We start from the raw sequence: 16,928 nt of genomic DNA on the forward strand, positions 1-16,928 counted from the left end.
CCGACCGGAAGGTGCCCCATGTCCCTCGACCTGTCCCTCGACGAGCAGCTCACCCGCGGTGTCGTCCTCCTGCCGCGGCTCCTCGGGGCCGCCGAGACGACGGCCCTGGGCCAGGCGGCGGAGTCCGTGCTCGCCCGGGTGACCGGGAGGGCCCCGGACGACACCACCGAGGTCACCGTGTGGCCGGACGGACACCGGCTGGAGAGGGTGGACGGCACCACCGTCCACTGGGAGCCGCGGGCCCGTCCGCCCGTCGTGCGCAGCCTGTCGCCCGTCACCCATCTGGACCCGGTGCTCGACGCCCTGTGGACCGACGACCGGATCACCGCGCCCATGCGGCGGATGGTGGGCAGCGCCCGGCTGGGCAGGTTCACGTCCAAGCTGAACTTCAAGCGGGCGGGCGTCGGGTCGGAGTTCCCCTGGCACCAGGACCATCCGTACTGGTACTGCTGCGCGGGCCCGGCCGCCCGGGACATCGCCACCGCGGTGGTCTTCCTCGACGACGTCACGGCCGACAACGGCGCGCTCGTGCTCGTGCCCGGCAGCCACCTGGCCGGGCCCGTGCCGCGGGACCGGTCCGAACCCACCGGTCTGCTGGTCGACGTGGCGCGGACCGACGTGCGCGGCGCCGTGACCGTCGAGGCACCGGCCGGATCGGTGCTGATGTTCCCCGGTCTCGTCGTGCACCGCTCCGGGCCCAACCGGTCGGCCGCGGACCGGCGCTCGCTCCTGCTGTGCTTCCAGCCGGCCGGGCGGCCGGAGCTGTCCGACCTCCCCTACCGCGCCGAACGGCTGGCCGACCTGCCCTGACCCCCTCCCCCCCCTCGTCCCCCCCGTCCCCCTCCACGCACCACCCCTCGCGCGGCGCCCCTGGTGCCGCACCCCACGGGGGCGCCTCACCGGTGCCCCACCACACCCGTGTCCGCACACACTCGAGAAGGAACCGCCATGTCTCCCACACAGCCGCAGTCCGTACCGGAGCTCCAGCAGGCCGCCCTGGAGGGCGCCTTCGGGCCGCTCCCCGGCGAGCTGGCCGTCACCAGCGCCTTCTGGCTGCACCACACCACCCGACTCGCCGGCAGCCAGGTCACCTACCGCAACCACTACCTGCTGCTCCGCTCCGGCGACGCCTTCGGCGCCTGCTCCTTCGAAGCCGGCGAACTCCCCCCGGACTTCTGCGCCGAGGCCTCCGGCCACACCCTCGACACCCTCCTCCGGCACGAGTCGGCGCCGGTGCGCGTCGCCGCGCTCGACGCCTACCTCGGCCGCGTACGGCCGCACCGCGACGCGGCGGAGGCCGAGACCGTCACCCTGCCCACCGGTACGCCCGAGGAGCGGGCCCGGGCGCGGGACGCCGCGGTGGCCGGGCTCCTCGACATCGCCCCGGGGGCGAAGGTCGCGCTCATCGGCGTCGTCAACCCGCTCGTCGCGGCGATACGCGAGCAGGGCGGTGTGCCGCTGCCCTGCGACTTCAACCTGCGCACCACCAACTGGGGCGACCCGGTCACCGACGACATGGACCAGGTCCTGGACGCGGCCGACGCCGTGGTCGCCACCGGCATGACCCTCAGCAACGGCAGCTTCGACCGGATCCTCGAACACTGCCGCAAGCACGCCCTGCCCCTGGTGGTCTACGCCCAGACCGGCAGCGCCGTCGCCCGTGCCTTCCTCGGTGCCGGTGTGACCGCGCTGTCCGCCGAGCCCTTCCCGTTCTCGCAGTTCAGCGCCGACGCGACCGCGCTCTACCGGTACCGGGTGGGGCAGGCGTGAGCAGCGAGACCCAGGGCCCCGCACCCTCACCATCACCGACCACGGGGACGCGGCCGGAGCCGGCGGCCCGTGCGGGCGCGGGTTCCGGGGGCCACCCGGAAGCCGCCGTCACGGAGGCCGCGATCCCGGGGGCCGCGGCCGGGGCCGCCCCGGGTCCGTCGACCCCCGGACCGGAGGCCGGGCCGGACGCGACGGCAGTGGCGGACAAGGCCGTCGCGGACGCGGCAGCCGTCCCCGGCGACCTGCGCATGGCCCGCGTCCTGTGGCCGTTCATGCTGGCCTCCGCCGTGGGTCTGGTGCCCTTCACCATCTACAGCACCTTCCTCGTCCCGATCGCCGACGATTCGGGGGGCGGCGTCGCGGCCCTGGGCCAGTTGCGCGGCCTCGGCGGCCTGGCCGCCCTCGCCGTGGGCACCGCGCTGGCCCCGCTGATCGACCGCGTCCGCCGGGAGTGGGCGGCCGCAGGCGGCCTCGCCGTGCTCGCGGTCTCGGCGGCACTCGGCGCAGGCGGCGACCTCCTCCTGCTGGCCGCCTTCTGCCTCCTCGTCGGCGCCGGTACGGCCGTCCTCAACCCGGCACTGACCGCGGCCGCCGCCGACCGCTTCGACGACGACGCCGCCGCGGGCCGCGCGGCGACGCTCATCACCGCCACCCAGTCGCTGACCGCGCTCCTCGCCGCGCCGCTCGTGGCGCTGCCGGCGCTGCTGTGGGGCTGGCGGGGCGACCTGTGGGTCATCGCCGCGCTCTGTTCCGCACTGTCCCTGTACTTCCTGCTGCGCGGCCGGCGGAAGGCCGAGCCCGGTGCGGAGGCGCGGGCCAACGACGAGGTGGAGCGGCCCGGCTACGTGGAGTCGTTCCGGCTCCTGGGCGCCCTGCCCGGCGTGGTGCCGCTGGTCCTGGTCGCCATGCTGCGCACGGCCGCGTTCATGGGGTACCTCGCCTATCTCGCCGCCTTCTACGACGAGCGGTTCGGGCTGGCGCCGGGACCGTTCGCGATGGTGTGGACGCTCAGCGGCACGTCGTTCTTCCTCGGGAACCTGTTCGCCGGACGGCTGCTGAGCGTCGAACGGGCGGGGATCTCGGGGGAACGGCTGATGACGCTGGGGCTGGTGGTGGCGCTGGCCGCGCTGGTGGGCGTCTTCTTCACCCGGTCCCTCTGGCTGGCCCTGCCGCTGACGGCGCTCGTCGGCGTGGGGCACGCGACGGTTGCGGCGTGCGTCACCACCCTGCTCGTACGGCGCTGCGGCCCCCTGCGCGGCACGGCACTGAGCGTCAACGCCGCCGGGATGAGCCTCGGGGTGTTCGTCGGCGCGGGACTCGGCGGCGTGGGCCTGGACCTCGGCGGCTTCCCTGGCACGGCGGCGGTCCTCGGCGGGCTGACCCTCGTGGCGCTCGTCCTGGCCCGTGTCGTCGCCCGGTCACCCGCCGCCTCCGGAGACTGAGGGACCCGCGCACGCGGTGGCCTTCACGGCCCGGGGTCCACGGGGATCGCCCGTGGACCCCGGGCCCGGGTGGACAGGAACAACGTCCAGCAGGGAGTCGGCCGTGACCGTCACAGCAACCGGGAGGAACCGGCGCACGACCCGTCAGCGCGCCGCCGTGGCCAAGGCGCTGGCGGAACGCGCCGAGTTCGTGTCGGCCCAGGAACTGCACGGGCTGATGGGCGAGTCGGGCGTCCGCGTCGGCCTCACCACCGTGTACCGCGCGTTGCAGGACCTGGAGCGCGCCGGCGGCGCCGACGTCGTACGCGACGACGCGGGCGAGCGGCTCTACCGCCACCGCCCCGGGGCCGGGCACCGCCACTACCTGGTGTGCCGCGGCTGCCGCCGCGACGAGCCGCTGGACGCCGATGTCATCGAGGAGTGGGTCGCCGCCGTCGTACGGTCGCGGGGCTTCGCGGAGGTGGAGCACACCCTGGAACTCACCGGGCTCTGCGCCGACTGCCGGGACGGCGGGGTGGAGTACGGCGGGGAGCACGGCGGAGGGGAGCCGCACCCGTCCCACGTGGTCCCCTCCTGAACCGTCCGGACGGCGCCACTTCGAGGTGCCCGCCCGCCACCCGCACGCCGACGTCCCCGTGCCTCCGCCGTGAAGGGCGGGGGCACGGGGACGTGGCGCCGCGCACGGCCGACGTGGCGTGCACGGGGCGGCAGGTGGTGGCGGCGCGGAGGCGGCCGTCCTTGACGGGTGCGGTGGCCCGCGCCCCCGGCGGCGCGGGCCGAGGGAGCGGCGTGCGGCCGGAGTCCGACCGGGGAGGTCGCGCGGCGGGGCCGGGTCGGGCGGTGCCGTGGCTGCGACCACCGCCCGACCCGGAGTGCGTCAGCCCGACCGCACGAGCGTGGACTGCTCGTGTTCGCAGGCGTCGTCGATCCCGTACGAGCCCCAGGAAGGGAACGGGTCGTTCGCGGGGAGGGCTTCGCCCTCCACCGTCAGGCAGTTCGCCAGCGCCGCCTTGAGGGCCTCGGGCCGCAGGCCGGTGCCGATGAAGACGAGCTCCTGGCCCTGGGCGGCGTCGCGGACGCCGGAGGGCTCGAAGCGCGCCACCGATCCCGCCTGCGACCACAGTCCGGTGATCAGCGGGCGGCTGGCGAGCCAGAAGAACCCCTTGGAGCGCAGGACCTGCCCGAAGGCGCCGCTGTCGAGCTCCTCGGTCACGAAGGTGAACAACCGGCCCGGGTGGAAGGGCCGGTCGGAGCGGAAGACGAGGCTGGAGATGCCGTACTCCTCGGTCTCCGGCACGTGGTCGCCGTTGAGCTCCATGACCCAGCCCGGGGCCTCCTGGGCGCGCTCCAGGTCGAACAGACCGGTTCCCAGGACCTGGTCGAGCGGCACCCGTCCGTGGACGGCGGTCACCACCCGGGCGGCGGGGTTCAGCCGGTTCAGGGCGGCGCGCAGCCGGAGGGCGTCGGCCGGTTCGACGAGGTCGAGCTTGTTGAGCACGAGGACGTCGGCGAACTCGATCTGGTCCATCAGCAGGTCGCTGACCGTCCGCTCGTCCTCCTCGTACTGGTCCAGCCCACGCTCCACCAGGCCGTCTCCCCCGGCGAGCTCGGGCAGGAAGTTCGCCGCGTCGACCACGGTGACCATGGTGTCCAGGCGGGCCAGGTCGCCGAGGGTCGCGCCGTCGTCCCGGGGGAAGGCGAAGGTGGCCGCGACGGGCATGGGCTCGGAGATGCCGCTCGACTCGATGAGCAGGTGGTCGAAGCGGCCTTCGCGGGCCAGCCGGTCCACTTCCTCCAGCAGGTCGTCGCGCAGGGTGCAGCAGATGCAGCCGTTGGTCATCTCGACCAGGCGCTCCTCGGTCCGCGACAGGGCGGCCTCGCCGCCACGCACCAGCGCCGCGTCGATGTTGACCTCGCTCATGTCGTTGACGATCACCGCGACGCGCATCCCGTCGCGGTTGCCGAGGACGTGGTTGAGCAGGGTCGTCTTGCCGGCGCCGAGGAAGCCCGAGAGCACGGTCACCGGCAGTCGGCGGTCGGTGGCACCCATCGCGCTCAGCCCTCGGGGCGCAGGAGACCGCGCTCGTACGCCTTCACCAGCCGCTGCGGCACCCGGTGGACGGTGCCGTCCACCGTGACCGGCACCAGCTGGGGCGTGACGGCCTTCCACTGGGCCCGGCGGTGACGCGTGTTGCTGCGGGACATCTTGCGCTTCGGTACGGCCATGGCCAACTCCCTCGAACAGGTGGTGACCGAGACGCTATATGAAAATGGATCCCATTACCAAGTCGCTGGTGAGCCCGCATCGCCCCAGCCGCAGCCGTCGCGGCCGGGACGGCAGCCGCACGCACCCTCCCCCGCACCCACGAAGAGGGCGAGCGGGGAGGCGGCGGAGGCGAGAGCGGGCACGACGAGAGAGGTCGGCAGATCCTGAATTCAGGAAGACCGGAAATCCCTCCCGGAGGAACGTCGCCACCCCCGCACCGACTGGAACGCCGAGGTCGAAGGCTGGGTGCGCCGACTCGTCGAGCACCGCGCCCACCGGGGTGGCCACGCGCCGTACGGGGACCCCGACGACCTCCACCACGGTCACGCCCACGGCCACGGTGGCCACCGGTCCGGCCCCGGCGCGGCCACCGCGGTCGCGGCGGGCGCGGCCGGACTGGCCGTCGGCGTCGCCGGTGGGATGGTCGCGGCCGAAGTCGTGGACGAGATCGGCGACTTCTTCGAGGGAGACGGGGACGAGGGTGACGAGGGCTGAAGTGCCCCCGCACCAGGCGGCTCCGCACCCCTGGTAACTTCTACAGCAATGTAGAAGACGCGGTGGTCCGGGCCCGCCCCCGTCCGGCCCGGACCACCCCGACACACGAACGGAGTCCCCATGGCCCTGTGGGACCGCATCAAGGAGTCCGCATCGACGATGCAGACGCAGCTCACGGCGAAGAAGCACGAGCTCAAGAGCGGCGCCTTCCGCGACGCCTCCATGGCGATCTGCGCCCTGGTCGCCGCGGCCGACGGCACCATCGACCCGGCCGAGCGGCGTCGCGTCGCCGAACTGATCGCCGGCAACGAGGTGTTGCAGAACTTCCCGGCCGACGAGCTGCGGCGCCGCTTCGACGCCGGCCTCGACAAGCTCACCGCCGACTTCGACTTCGGCAAGGTCAGCCTGCTCCAGGAGATCGCCAAGGCGAAGAAGAAGCCCGCCGAGGCCCGCGCGGTCGTCCAGATCGGCATCGTCATCGGCGGCGCCGACGGCGACTTCGACAAGACCGAGCAGGCGGTCGTACGGGAAGCCTGCTACGTACTGGGGCTCCCGCCGCACGAGTTCGACCTCTGACCCACCGGGTCCGCCCGCGCCGTGACCGGGACGCACGGCGAAGGGGCCTTCCTCCGAGTCCGGGAGGAAGGCCCCTTCGCCGTGCGTCAGAGCGGTGTGGCCGCCTTCAGGACGAAGAACAGCGTGACGGCCGAGTTCGCCGACGACAGCGCCGAGACCGTCGTCCCCGCGGCGGCGCCCCAGGCCGCCAGGCCCACGGTGGTGGAGGCGGGGGGCCAGACGCGCGCGGCGGGCGCCGGCGCCAGCAGCGCGGCCACCCGGCGCGGTACGGGCCCGGCCCCCGCGAAGCCCGCGAGCGTCGCGACGGGCGCACCGCGGGTGACGAGCGCCGCCTTGCCGATGGCCCGCGCCACCAGGCGCCGGTTGCCGACCTCCTCGGCGGCGTCCTCGTCCGCCCAGCGCTCCGCGGTGTAGGCCACGGCGGTGCGCAGCGGCCGCAGGAACGGGTTGGCCCGGGCCGCGAGCCGCACGGCCAGCAGGAAGCGGTGGTGCCGGCCCGCCAGGTGCGCCCGCTCGTGCGCGAACAGGGCGCGCCGCTCGGACGAGCCGAGCCGGTCGAGCATGCCGGTGGTGACCACGACCCGGCCGCGCGGCCCGCCGGGGAGGGCGTACGCGTAGGGCGCCGCGTCCCGCAGCACGACAACGGACCGGTACGGCAGCGGCGCGAGGGCGTGCGCCGCCCGTCGGCGTACGCGGTGGTGGCGCCACACCGTCCTGGCGCACGCCGCGGTCACGGCCATCAGCGCGGGGATGGCCACCTTGCCCGCGACCTCGTCGTACGGGAGCGCCGCGCGCACCTCCGGGTCGGACCAGCCGTCGGGGAGCGGGTTGCCCGGCAGTTGCGCGGTCCCGACCACCACGAGCAGCGCCAGGCACAGCGTGCTGCACACGGCCAGCACGCAGGCGACCCCCGCCAGGATCCGGGTGGCCGCACGCGGATGCAGGTGCTGCTCGGCGAGCCGGGCGATCGGCCAGGCACTCAAGGGCAGGACGAGCGGCAGGAAGACGAAGACCCCCATGGCGGTCAGTCCTCCCCCTCGTCGGCCGCCTGGGCCAGCAGGTCGCGCAGCACCTGCTCGTCACCCGGTGGGAGGGCGGTCACGAAGCTCGCCAGGACGGCCTCCCGGTCCTCCTCGGCGTCCAGCACCCTCCGCATCCGCAGCGCCGCCAGCCCCGCCTCGTCCGCGGTCGGCGTCCACGCGAAGGACCGGCCCGCCCGCTCCCGGGCGACCGCTCCCTTGCCGTGCAGACGCGTGAGGATGGTGATCACGGTGGTGTACGCGAGTCCACCACCGAGCCGCTCCTGCACCCACCCGGCGTTCACGGGGCCGGGAGCTTCCCGCAGCGCGGCCAGCACCTGCGCCTCCAGCTCGCCCTGGCCACGGCGACGGGGCTGGTGGGGGGCACCACCCTGGTTCCGGTCCGTCACGCCGCCTCCTCCCGCTCCGCATGCCCGGCACGCGCCGCCGGAGTGGTTCATCGTACTGAGGGGTGACGCGGTGGGAACGACCGGTGGAACATCGCGCGGCGCCTCCTCGTCGACCGCCCCGTCCCCGTCCCCTGGCACGGGCGGCAGGTGGCGTTCCCCCCGCGCACGGACATCACGACCGGCGGGCCACGGCCGGCGACCGCGGCCGGGACACGGGTCAGTCGAGTTCCGCGAACGCCTCCACGGCCTGCGTCCTGCCGGTGACGACGATGACGTCGCCCTTCTCGATGACCGTTTCGGCGGTCGCATAGGTGAAGGCCCGGCCCGGGCGCTTGATGCCGACGACGGTCACCCCGTACCTGCTGCGCACGTGGCTCTCCCCCAGCGGCACGGCCGTGGCGACGGCGGGGGCGACCGTCTTGATCAGGGCGTAGTCGTCGTCGAACTGGATGAAGTCCAGCATCCGGCCGGTCACCAGGTGCGCGACCCGCTCGCCCATCTCGTGCTCGGGCAGCACCACGTGGTGGACGCCGAGGCGTTCCAGGATCCTGCCGTGCTGCCGGCTGATCGCCTTCGCCCAGATGTTGGGCACCCCGGCGTCGAGGAGGTTGGAGGCGATGAGCATGCTCGCCTCGATGTCCGTGCCGATGCCGACGACCGCGCTGCTGAACTCGTGGACGCCGAGCTGGCGCAGCACTTCCGGGTCGGTGCAGTCGGCCAGGACGGTGTGCGTGAGGGAGTCGCCGTAGCGCTGGACGAGTTGCCGGTCGGTGTCGATGCCGAGGACGTCCCAGTCCCGGCGGGTCAGCTCGTGGGCCAGGGAGCTGCCGAACCGGCCCAGGCCGATGACGGCGACGCGCTGGTCCCGCTTCTCGGGGTCGGCGGTCCGCTTCCGGCGCCGGCGCAGGGAGTGCAGGTAGTCACCCAATGACAGGTCGCTCCTCGGGTAGCTCGTAGCGGCGGGTCCGCTCGCGCAGAGCGAGCGCCGACACGAGGGTGACCGGACCGAGCCGGCCGACGAACATCAACAGGATCACGATCAGCTCGCCCGCCACGGGGAGGTCCGGTGTGATGCCTGTCGACAGCCCCACCGTGCCGAAGGCCGACACGGCTTCGAACAGCACCGGTTCCATCGGCGCGTCCACCACCACCAGCAGCGCCAGGGTGGCGGCCGTGACGAAGCCCACGCCGAGCAGGGCGACCGTCAGGGCCTGGCGCAGCGCGTGGGGTGCGATGCGCCGCCCCATGACCGTCGAGTTGGGCTCGCCCCGCACCTCGGCGACCATCGCGGCGGCCAGGACGGCGAAGGTGCCGACCTTGATGCCGCCCGCCGTGCCGGCGCTGCCGCCGCCGATGAACATCAGGGTGCACGTCATGAGGAGCGTGGACGCCTCCATCGCACCGATGTCGACGGCGTTGAACCCGGCGGTCCGGGCCATCGCCGAGTGGAAGAAGCCGTTCAGCAACTTCCCGCCCCAGTGCAGGGGGCCCAGCGTGCCCGGGTTGTCCCACTCCAGCAGACAGGTCAGGAGAGTGCCGGTGGCCAGCAGCGTCGCCGTCGTCAGTACGGTCAGCTTGGTGTGCAGCGACCAGCCGCGCCGACCGGTCGTCCGGTACCGGTTGCGGTGGCGCAGCACCTCCAGCAGCACGGGGAAGCCGATGCCGCCGAGGATCACGGCGGCCGCGACGGGCAGCGTCACCCAGGGGTCGGTGGCGTACCGGGTGAGGCTGTCGGCGTGCAGGCCGAAGCCGGCGTTGTTGAACGCCGAGACGGCGTGGAAGACGGCGGAGTACACGGCGTCCGGGATGGACTGGCCGTAGCCGAACCGGAAGCGCAGGGCGAGGCACGCCGCGACCGCGAGCTCCACGGCGAGGGTGGAGCCCGCGACTCCGAGCAGGACGCGCCGTACGTCCCCGATGCCGAGGCTCTTCGTCTCGGCCTGGGCGGTGAGTTGCAGCCGCAGGCGCATCCTCCCCGACACGAGCAGCGCCAGGAGCGACGCCAACGTCATGATGCCGAAGCCGCCGACCTGGATCAGCGCCAGGATCACCCCCTGGCCGAACCCGCTCCAGTACGTCCCGGTGTCCACCACGGCCAGGCCCGTGACGCAGACGGCGGAGGTGGCGGTGAACAGCGCGGTGACGAGGTCGGTCGCGCCGCCGTGCGCGGAGGAGGCCGGCAGGGCGAGCAGCAGGGTGCCGCCCAGGACCACGGCGGCGAAGGCGACGACGACGGTACGGGCGGGATGTCTGGCGAGCAGGTACCGCCACGCCCTCATCGCTTGCCCCGCCACTGTCCAGCCTTCTTCGTACGTTCGGATACCGCCACCGCCGGCAGGGGTGACCCGCGGCCGGAGGCGCCAGTCACCCTACCTCCGCAGAACGCCTCCGGCGGGGGCCGTCGCGCCATCCCGGGCGGCGCGCGGCACCGGCGCCCGGCCCGCGGGAGCGAGCCTCCGCGGGGACGGGCAACCGGCCTCGGGCCGGAGATCATCCTGGCGGGACTTTCCTGCCGGGACCCGGCAGTTTCCGGCGCGGTGCCGGTCCGGCGTCAAGGATCCGTCAAAGCCGCGCCCGCGGCGGGCGCGTGCCGTCCGGCGGCGTCGTGGTGCCGCCGCGATGCGGGGCGGCGGCCGCCGTGCGGCGGGCGTAGGCGCGGGCGGCTCGGGCGCGGTCGCCGCAGCGGACCGAGCACCAGTGGCGGCGGCCGTGGCGGAGCAGGTAGCGGTTGCAGGGGGTGGAGCCACAGGCGGTGAGCCGGTCGGCGTCGGGGCCGGTCAGCAGGTCGGCGGTGTCGGCGGCGAGGACGGCGAGGGCGTGTTCGACGATCTGCGTGACCGGGTGGGCCGTCTCGCGGTACAGGCCGCGGTCCGGGTCCCAGCGGAGCAGGGAGGCGGCCGGGGCCCGGGTGAGCGCGCCGTTGAGGGCGGTCAGCGCGTCGGCGGGGGCGGGCAGGCCGGCGGTGTGGGCCGCGAGGAGGGCGCGGACGTGCTCGCGCAGGGAGCGCAGCAGGGAGGCGCAGAGCTCCTGCATGCCGGTGTCGACCGGGGCGAGTCCGCGGTCGACGAGCCACCGCTCGGCTCCCGCGGGGGTGTCGAGGAGGTCGAGGCGCTGCCCGCCGGGCAGCGTGACAGCGCTGTTGGCGAGGTCGAGCGCGGGGTACTGCTCGGCGCCGGACGCGGGCGGCAGCGGGTCGGCGATCACGGTCTCCTCCATGGCTCTCATGGTACGGCTTGCGCCCATCCGTGAGGACCCCCTACCGTACTCACGGATAAACCTCCTACGATCCGTGAGGTTCTGATGTCTTCTGCGACGAGTCCCACCGGTGAGCCGTTCCCCGTCCGCGTCCTGGGCGGCCCGACCGCGCTGTTCGAGTACGGCGGCCTGCGCTTCCTCACCGACCCGACGTTCGACGCGCCGGGCGAGTACGCCACGCCGGGCGGCCCGCGCCTGGTGAAGACGGCGCCCGCCGCCGCCGTCCCCGCCGACCTGGGCCGCGTCGACGTGGTCCTGCTGTCCCACGACGAGCACCCCGACAACCTCGACACCTCCGGCCGGGCCCTGCTGGCCGACGTGCCGCTCACCCTCACCACGCCCGGCGGCGGGGAGCGCCTGGGGGACGGGGCGAAGGGCCTGGCCGACTGGGAGTCGGTCGAGCTGGAACGCCCCGGCGGCGGCACGGTGACCGTCACCGGCGTGCCCGCCCTCCACGGCCCCGGGGAGCGCGACGAGGTCGAGGCGATCACCGGCCAGGTCGTCGGCTTCGTCCTCACCGGCGAGGGCCTCCCCACGGTCTACGTCAGCGGCGACAACGCCTCACTCGACCTGGTGAAGGAGATCGCGGCCCGGTTCGGGCCCGTGGACACCGCCGTCCTCTTCGCCGGGGCCCCGCGCTTCCCGGTCGTCTTCGGCGGCGAACCCATCGTGCTGGACAGCGCGCAGGCGGCCGAGGCCGCCGTCCTCCTCGGCGCCCGCCGTGTCGTGCCCGTCCACTACGACAGCTGGGCGCACTTCACGGAGGGCCGCGACCGGCTCGTCGCGGCGTTCGGCGCGGCCGGGCTGGCCGACCGACTGGACCTCGGCACCCGCGGCTGACGCACCCGCACCCGCGGGCCGGCGTGGCGGGGCGTCAGTGGACGCGCGCCCGGCGGGTGACCGCGTGGCGCACCAGCGCGGCGTTCCCGTCCACGTCCCGGCCCTCGGGGTCGGTGAGGGTGTCCTCCAGGCCGATGCGGGTCTGCAGGCCGAGGGCGAGCGCGTGGTCCAGGACGGGCCAGGTGCACTCGCCCTCGCCGTGCAGGAGGACGGGGACGTCGAGCCGCGCCCGCGCCAGTCGGTCCAGGATGCCGTCGGCCTCGGGAAGCGCCCGCTCGGTGGGGAGGTCGATCATCTCCACGAGGATGCGGTGGCAGGTGGCGGCGTGGGGGCCGTCGAGCAGGCGCTCGGCGTCCGCCGACGACCACACGCCCGCCTCGACGCCGACACCGAGCTCCCCCAAGGCGCCCGCCATGCGGCCGAAGCCCGGTTCGTCGAGGTTGAGCGACACGACGTCCGGGCGGTGCTCCGCGTCGGCCCACCCGGCCACGGCGGCCTCGCGCGCGGAGGCGTCCCCCTCGCACATCCACAGGCCGGTCGACACGCTGACCTCCAGTCCGGGACAGGCCCGGCGGACCGCGCGCACGGCCTCCGAGACGACCGCCGCGTCCAGGCTCTCCCCGCCGTGGCGGTCCCGGGGGTGCAGGTGCACACCGGAGGCCCCGGCGGCACGGGCGAGCTCGGCGTCCCGCGCCAACTGCCGCGCCGTGAGGGGTACCGCCGGGTGGTCCCGCGTCGTGCGCCGACCGTTCAGACACGCTTGGATCATGCTCCGATCGTGCCACGGCTCCGCCGCCGCACCGCTCTTCCGGGCGGCGGGTCACCGGCGCGGCGCCGCACGGCGGCGGAGCGGGTCGCCCACCTCGGCCGGGGTGCGGCAGGTGGGCGGCGGCGGTCAGGCGATCCACCCCCGCTCGGCGGCCCGCACCCCGGCCTGGAAGCGGCTGTTGGCATCGAGGCGTCTGGTGAGGTCGCTGATGATCCGGCGGGTCGTGCGGACCGACAGGCCGATGTGACGGGAGATGACCTCGTCCAGCTGGCCGGCGGCCATCAGCCGCAGGACGGTCCGTTCCAGGTCGCTGAGTTCCACCGGCCTCGTGCGGGCGGCGTCCAAGGGGGCGGCCTGGTCCCAGTAGAGGTCGAAGAGGTGGTTGAGGAGGTTGAGCAGCGGCAGGTCCCGGACGACCACCGCGCCGCGCGCGGTGTTCTGCGCGTCCAGGGGGACTATGGCCGTCTTGCGGTCGTATATCAGGATGCGCGTGGGCAGGAGACTCGTCGTACGGACGTGGGCCCCCGCGTCGTGGATGTCCTTGAGGTAGCGGAAGGTGGCGGAGTGCGATCGTGCGGACTCGAGGAAGAGGCTGCGGAGGGCGACTCCGCGGCCGAGTAACTCCTTGTCGAGGGGCAGGGCGGCGCGGATGGCGTGCTCGCTCTGGGCCCCGCCCGGGGCCATCGAGTCGACGCTGGTGGCGGCGAGCGCGGCCAGTTCGCTGAGCGTGGCGCGGACGGTCTCGACCCCCTGGAGCACCTCCACCTGGCCGGCGTCGGACCGCAGGCGGCGGGCGTCCAGGTAGTCGGCGGTCAGGGCGGTGAGTGCCTCGCGGCGTTGCGCGACGTCGAGACGTCGTCGTTCCAGTTGCCTCTCCTCCTCGCCCAGCAGGGCGTCGGCGGCTGCGTGGGGGCTGCGCGCGACCCAGGTCTCGTCGTCGACCTGTTCGAGCAGACGCAGCTCGGTCAGCCGCTGCCTGCGCCGGCACACCTCGTCGGGTGCCACTCCCAACCGCCGGGCCAGTTCGGCCTCGCCGTTCTTGGGTCGTTGGATCTCGGCCCGGTAGAGCTCCACATCCACGCGATCCAGTCGGATGGTCATGCCTTTCCCCTGTCCAGTAGTGGTCTGACCACTTCCTGTCACACGAAGCTGAGCATGCCCCAGGAGTATCCGGATAGCCGTCTGCTTGCCCGGATCGACGTGTGATGAAGGGGAACTAGATGGAACGGTCAACGGCCGCATGGGCCATCGCCGCGGTGACGGCCGGAGTGGTCCTGGTCGCCTCCCCGGCGCCCGCGTCGGCGCTGTCGCCGGAGTCGGCGCCGACGGTCGTCCGCCACGGCAACATATGGGACTTCGTCCCGCTGCGTGAGGGCTGAGACGTGCGGACTGACATCGTCGTGCAGGACGTCGCCTCCTTCCGGATCGACCCCGCCGTCCTGAGCCGCCCGCACCGCCGCACCTGGCTGGTCACCAGCCCGGCACAGCACCAGAAGCTCCTCAAGCGGGGCCGCGCCGACGTCTTCTCGAAGACGGCCGTACTGGAGGAGTTCACCGCCGACTCCCTCGCGGCGTGCGTGGAGGAGATGCGGGCCGACCTGCCCGGGGCGGACCGGGACGAGGTGGCCCTGCTGTGCCACGACGAGTACTCCCTCGGGGTCGTCGCCGAGGTGCGCGCACGGCTCGGACTTGCGGGTGACGAGCCCGCACGGCTCGCACCGTTCACGAACAAGATCGCCATGAAGGAGGCCCTGCGGTCGGCCGGCATCGCCCTGCCGGCGCACCGCGAGTGGGACGCCGCCGCCCACCGCGACGATCCCGAGGGGTACGTCGCCGCGCTGGAGGAGGCCCTCGGCTGGCCGATGTTCGTGAAACCGCTGGACGAGTCCGGCAGCGTGGGCGCCCGGCGGTTGGACGACGCCGCGGAGCTCCACGCGTGGGCCGAGGAGGCCGGGTCCCGCCGGTTCGAGGTCGACGAGTTCCTGCGGGGCACCCTGTACCACGTGGACACGGCCGTCCAGGACGGCGAGATCGTGCACGCGGAGGCGAACGCCTACCTCCACCCGTGCTACGAGTACGTCGACGGCCGGGTGTGCGCGAGCCACACCCTCCCGGACGACCACCCGGCCCGGCCGTCCCTGCTGGAGTTCAACCGCCGCGTCCTCGACGCCCTGGCGGACAAGCCCCGCAACGGTGCCTACCACCACGAGATCTACCAACGGCCCGACGGCAGCCTGGTGTTCCTGGAGATCGCCGCACGGGCCCCGGCCGCGCTCGTGCCCTCCACGAGCCGGATCCGCTGGGGCCTGGACATCGAGGAGGCGCACTTCCGTCTGCAGCGGGGCGAGGGCCTGCCCGGCAGCAGGACCGAGGGGCCCCACGCGGCCTGGGTGTACTTCCCCAAGGTCGAGGGGCGCGTCTCCCGCCTGGACCGCGCGCGACTGCGCAGTGACCACCACTGGCAGTGGAACGTGGAGGTCGGTCAGACGACCTCCGCCCCGCAGGACATCCGCGACTTCGCCGCGAGCGTCCTGCTCTGGAACGACGACTTCGACACGCTCCGCCGCGACCTGGAGGTCCTCGACTCCCACACGGCCGTCATCACCGACTGACCCCCGCGCACCGCTGTCGCCGACGGCGGGCCCCCGCGGCAGCCCCGCGCCGCGCCGGACGGCCCCGGACCGGCCGACGCCACGGCGCGGCACGCCATCCGTGCCCGGCCGGGCTCCTGCGGCCGGCCGGTGTCCGGCCCACCGGTGCACGCCGGTGCGCCCGGTACCCACGGCCCGCCGATGCCCACGGTCGGCCGGTTCACCCCCCCACCCCCGTCACCGCGCGCCGCCACCATCCGGCCGGGTACGACCCTCGTCACCCCGGCCGGTCCGAGCGGCGTCCCCGCGCGGCCGCGACCGCCGGCGCCCCAGGGACGCCTCGCGGCCGAACCCCACCGCGCCCTCCCCCGTCCGTCCTGCCCGCCGAGCGCGGGTACGGGCGCGGCGGCGGTGCGGTCACTCCCCCTGGTCCCATCCCTCATCCACGGCCCCACGGCCGTGCACCCTCACGCCCTCATGGAAGGACGCACCATGCAGCAGATCGAGTACGACTTCGTCTTCACCGACGCCGAGCGGGACGCGCTGCGGGCGGTGCTCACCGACATCGCCACCAGCCCCTACAGCGACTTCGACTCCTACATCTCCGACATGACCCGGCTCCACCGCGACCAGCGGCTCGGCAGCAGGTTCACGGACTTCTGCGAGATGTCGATGCTGCGTGACTTCGCCGAGCGCCCGCTCGTCGTGATCGGCAACGCGCCCATCGACCTCGACCTGCCGAGGTTCGGCTCGGCCGACCCCGTACAGGAGAAGTACCGCCTGAAGAAGACGTTCGTGGCCGAGGGGTTCCTGGCCGCCTACGCCGTCCTCACGGGCACCGAGATCATCGGCCACCTCAGTGTGAACGGCGGTGACTTCTTCCACGACATCTACCCCAAGGAGTCCATGTTCGACACCCAGTCGCAGAAGACCCTCGGCACGCTGAAGTTCCACCGCGACTTCACCAACCACTTCGTCAGCCCCGACTTCGTCAACACGCTGACGCTCCGGGACACCCCGACGAACGAGGTGTACTCCACGTTCACGGTCACGGCCCACGCCCTGGAGGAGCTGAGCGACAGGGACCGCGAGATCCTGGCGCAGCGGCGCTTCTACACGCCCTTCGACGACGTGTCGACCCGGGAGGGCAACCTCCTGGAGGGCCGGCGGGCCGAGGACCACGCCGTCCTCAGCGGCGACGAGGGCGCGCGGGTCTTCGAGGGGCGCACGCGCGGGCTGGACGAGGAGGCGCAGCAGGTCCTGGACCGCTTCGTCGCCGCGCTGCACTCCCGCAAGCGGATGCGCGTGTCCAAGCCGGGCGACTCGGTCACCTTCTCCAACCGGCACGTGATCCACGGGCGTGAGGTGCACGCGATCCACGACGTCGAGGGGCTCAAGCAGCGCTGGCTGCTGAAGACCCACAACGTCTACACCCGTCAGGCGTTCGAGGAGTTCTTCCTCGGCGACCGCTACGGCGTCGTCAACGGCTGACCGC

At 73.9% G+C, this 16,928-nt stretch carries 18 protein-coding genes and 1 pseudogene; 10 read left to right on the forward strand and 9 right to left on the reverse strand.

Annotation, left to right across the window (positions count from 1 at the left end; translation table 11 throughout):
• Positions 1–18: 18 nt before the first annotated feature.
• The 4 genes from ACF053_RS03110 (at position 19) to ACF053_RS03125 (ending at position 3,789) form a co-directional block, all read left to right on the forward strand.
• Positions 19–810: a phytanoyl-CoA dioxygenase family protein gene (locus ACF053_RS03110; protein WP_391952192.1), complete on the forward strand. Its 792-nt coding sequence runs from the start codon at positions 19–21 to the stop codon at positions 808–810.
• 138 nt (positions 811–948) lie between these two features.
• On the forward strand, positions 949–1,770 hold the full coding sequence (locus ACF053_RS03115) for a Rossmann-like domain-containing protein (RefSeq protein WP_391952193.1): 822 nt from the start codon (positions 949–951) through the stop codon (positions 1,768–1,770).
• 197 nt (positions 1,771–1,967) lie between these two features.
• Positions 1,968–3,212, forward strand: a complete 1,245-nt coding sequence (locus ACF053_RS03120) for an MFS transporter (RefSeq protein WP_391952194.1) — start codon at positions 1,968–1,970, stop codon at positions 3,210–3,212.
• Between the two features lie 103 nt (positions 3,213–3,315).
• Entirely contained in the window at positions 3,316–3,789 is a 474-nt protein-coding gene (locus tag ACF053_RS03125) for a Fur family transcriptional regulator (RefSeq protein WP_391952195.1), read from the forward strand.
• Between the two features lie 300 nt (positions 3,790–4,089).
• Here ACF053_RS03125 and ACF053_RS03130 read toward each other — a convergent pair whose 3' ends face one another.
• Positions 4,090–5,262 (reverse strand): GTP-binding protein, encoded by a 1,173-nt coding sequence (locus ACF053_RS03130; protein ID WP_391952196.1) that lies wholly within the window; start codon positions 5,260–5,262, stop codon positions 4,090–4,092.
• A 5-nt stretch (positions 5,263–5,267) separates the two neighbouring features.
• Complete coding sequence (gene rpmF, locus ACF053_RS03135; RefSeq protein ID WP_058941174.1) at positions 5,268–5,438, reverse strand: 50S ribosomal protein L32; 171 nt, start codon at positions 5,436–5,438, stop codon at positions 5,268–5,270.
• A gap of 259 nt (positions 5,439–5,697) precedes the next feature.
• On the opposite strand from rpmF, the pseudogene ACF053_RS03140 reads away from it, so the two are divergent.
• Positions 5,698–5,973: pseudogene (locus tag ACF053_RS03140) on the forward strand (sporulation protein); the annotation flags it as partial.
• Positions 5,974–6,093: 120 nt separating this feature from the next.
• Positions 6,094–6,549 carry a tellurite resistance TerB family protein gene (locus ACF053_RS03145; protein ID WP_391952197.1) on the forward strand — a complete coding sequence of 152 codons (456 nt, stop codon included), beginning with the start codon at positions 6,094–6,096 and terminating at the stop codon, positions 6,547–6,549.
• A gap of 86 nt (positions 6,550–6,635) precedes the next feature.
• Here ACF053_RS03145 and ACF053_RS03150 read toward each other — a convergent pair whose 3' ends face one another.
• From ACF053_RS03150 to ACF053_RS03170, 5 genes are all read right to left on the reverse strand, one after another.
• A complete protein-coding gene (locus ACF053_RS03150) occupies positions 6,636–7,568 on the reverse strand; it encodes a M56 family metallopeptidase (RefSeq protein WP_391952198.1) in 933 nt (310 codons plus the stop codon).
• A gap of 5 nt (positions 7,569–7,573) precedes the next feature.
• Entirely contained in the window at positions 7,574–7,978 is a 405-nt protein-coding gene (locus tag ACF053_RS03155; protein ID WP_391952199.1) for a BlaI/MecI/CopY family transcriptional regulator, read from the reverse strand.
• Between the two features lie 217 nt (positions 7,979–8,195).
• Entirely contained in the window at positions 8,196–8,906 is a 711-nt protein-coding gene (locus ACF053_RS03160; protein ID WP_391952200.1) for a potassium channel family protein, read from the reverse strand.
• A complete protein-coding gene (locus tag ACF053_RS03165; protein ID WP_391952201.1) occupies positions 8,899–10,272 on the reverse strand; it encodes a TrkH family potassium uptake protein in 1,374 nt (457 codons plus the stop codon). Before ACF053_RS03165 ends, ACF053_RS03160 begins: the two co-directional genes overlap by 8 nt.
• Positions 10,273–10,540: 268 nt before the next feature.
• Complete coding sequence (locus ACF053_RS03170) at positions 10,541–11,203, reverse strand: CGNR zinc finger domain-containing protein (protein WP_391952202.1); 663 nt, start codon at positions 11,201–11,203, stop codon at positions 10,541–10,543.
• Between the two features lie 75 nt (positions 11,204–11,278).
• Here ACF053_RS03170 and ACF053_RS03175 point away from each other — a divergent pair, with 75 nt between their 5' ends.
• Entirely contained in the window at positions 11,279–12,073 is a 795-nt protein-coding gene (locus tag ACF053_RS03175; RefSeq protein WP_391952203.1) for an MBL fold metallo-hydrolase, read from the forward strand.
• Between the two features lie 34 nt (positions 12,074–12,107).
• On the opposite strand, the gene ACF053_RS03180 is transcribed toward ACF053_RS03175, so the two are convergent.
• Together ACF053_RS03180 and ACF053_RS03185 are read right to left on the reverse strand one after the other, a co-directional pair.
• Positions 12,108–12,842 (reverse strand): 3-keto-5-aminohexanoate cleavage protein, encoded by a 735-nt coding sequence (locus tag ACF053_RS03180; RefSeq protein ID WP_391952204.1) that lies wholly within the window; start codon positions 12,840–12,842, stop codon positions 12,108–12,110.
• 126 nt (positions 12,843–12,968) lie between these two features.
• On the reverse strand, positions 12,969–13,943 hold the full coding sequence (locus tag ACF053_RS03185; RefSeq protein WP_391952205.1) for a LuxR C-terminal-related transcriptional regulator: 975 nt from the start codon (positions 13,941–13,943) through the stop codon (positions 12,969–12,971).
• 119 nt (positions 13,944–14,062) lie between these two features.
• Here ACF053_RS03185 and ACF053_RS03190 point away from each other — a divergent pair, with 119 nt between their 5' ends.
• The 3 genes from ACF053_RS03190 to ACF053_RS03200 all read left to right on the forward strand — a co-directional run bounded on the left by ACF053_RS03190 (position 14,063) and on the right by ACF053_RS03200 (position 16,924).
• Positions 14,063–14,221, forward strand: coding sequence for a hypothetical protein (locus tag ACF053_RS03190; protein ID WP_391952206.1), 159 nt, complete (start codon positions 14,063–14,065; stop codon positions 14,219–14,221).
• 3 nt (positions 14,222–14,224) lie between these two features.
• Positions 14,225–15,454, forward strand: coding sequence for an ATP-grasp domain-containing protein (locus ACF053_RS03195; protein ID WP_391952207.1), 1,230 nt, complete (start codon positions 14,225–14,227; stop codon positions 15,452–15,454).
• Between the two features lie 471 nt (positions 15,455–15,925).
• The gene (locus tag ACF053_RS03200) at positions 15,926–16,924 is read left to right on the forward strand and encodes a hypothetical protein (RefSeq protein ID WP_391952208.1); all 999 of its coding nucleotides are present in this window, start codon (positions 15,926–15,928) and stop codon (positions 16,922–16,924) included.
• The last annotated feature ends 4 nt before the right edge of the window (positions 16,925–16,928 follow it).

Source organism: Streptomyces kanasensis, assembly GCF_043077165.1.
Classification (GTDB): Bacteria; Actinomycetota; Actinomycetes; order Streptomycetales; family Streptomycetaceae; genus Streptomyces; species Streptomyces changanensis.

Excerpts from the sequence above, each read along its gene's own strand:
- ACF053_RS03110 (WP_391952192.1), top strand. The coding sequence starts at position 19 with ATGTCCCTCGACCTGTCCCTCGACGAGCAGCTCACCCGCGGTGTCGTC.
- ACF053_RS03115 (WP_391952193.1), top strand. The coding sequence starts at position 949 with ATGTCTCCCACACAGCCGCAGTCCGTACCGGAGCTCCAGCAGGCCGCC.
- ACF053_RS03130 (WP_391952196.1), bottom strand. The coding sequence starts at position 5,262 with ATGGGTGCCACCGACCGCCGACTGCCGGTGACCGTGCTCTCGGGCTTC.
- rpmF (WP_058941174.1), bottom strand. The coding sequence starts at position 5,438 with ATGGCCGTACCGAAGCGCAAGATGTCCCGCAGCAACACGCGTCACCGC.
- ACF053_RS03145 (WP_391952197.1), top strand. The coding sequence starts at position 6,094 with ATGGCCCTGTGGGACCGCATCAAGGAGTCCGCATCGACGATGCAGACG.
- ACF053_RS03150 (WP_391952198.1), bottom strand. The coding sequence starts at position 7,568 with ATGGGGGTCTTCGTCTTCCTGCCGCTCGTCCTGCCCTTGAGTGCCTGG.
- ACF053_RS03170 (WP_391952202.1), bottom strand. The coding sequence starts at position 11,203 with ATGAGAGCCATGGAGGAGACCGTGATCGCCGACCCGCTGCCGCCCGCG.
- ACF053_RS03175 (WP_391952203.1), top strand. The coding sequence starts at position 11,279 with ATGTCTTCTGCGACGAGTCCCACCGGTGAGCCGTTCCCCGTCCGCGTC.
- ACF053_RS03180 (WP_391952204.1), bottom strand. The coding sequence starts at position 12,842 with ATGATCCAAGCGTGTCTGAACGGTCGGCGCACGACGCGGGACCACCCG.
- ACF053_RS03185 (WP_391952205.1), bottom strand. The coding sequence starts at position 13,943 with ATGACCATCCGACTGGATCGCGTGGATGTGGAGCTCTACCGGGCCGAG.
- ACF053_RS03190 (WP_391952206.1), top strand. The coding sequence starts at position 14,063 with ATGGAACGGTCAACGGCCGCATGGGCCATCGCCGCGGTGACGGCCGGA.
- ACF053_RS03200 (WP_391952208.1), top strand. The coding sequence starts at position 15,926 with ATGCAGCAGATCGAGTACGACTTCGTCTTCACCGACGCCGAGCGGGAC.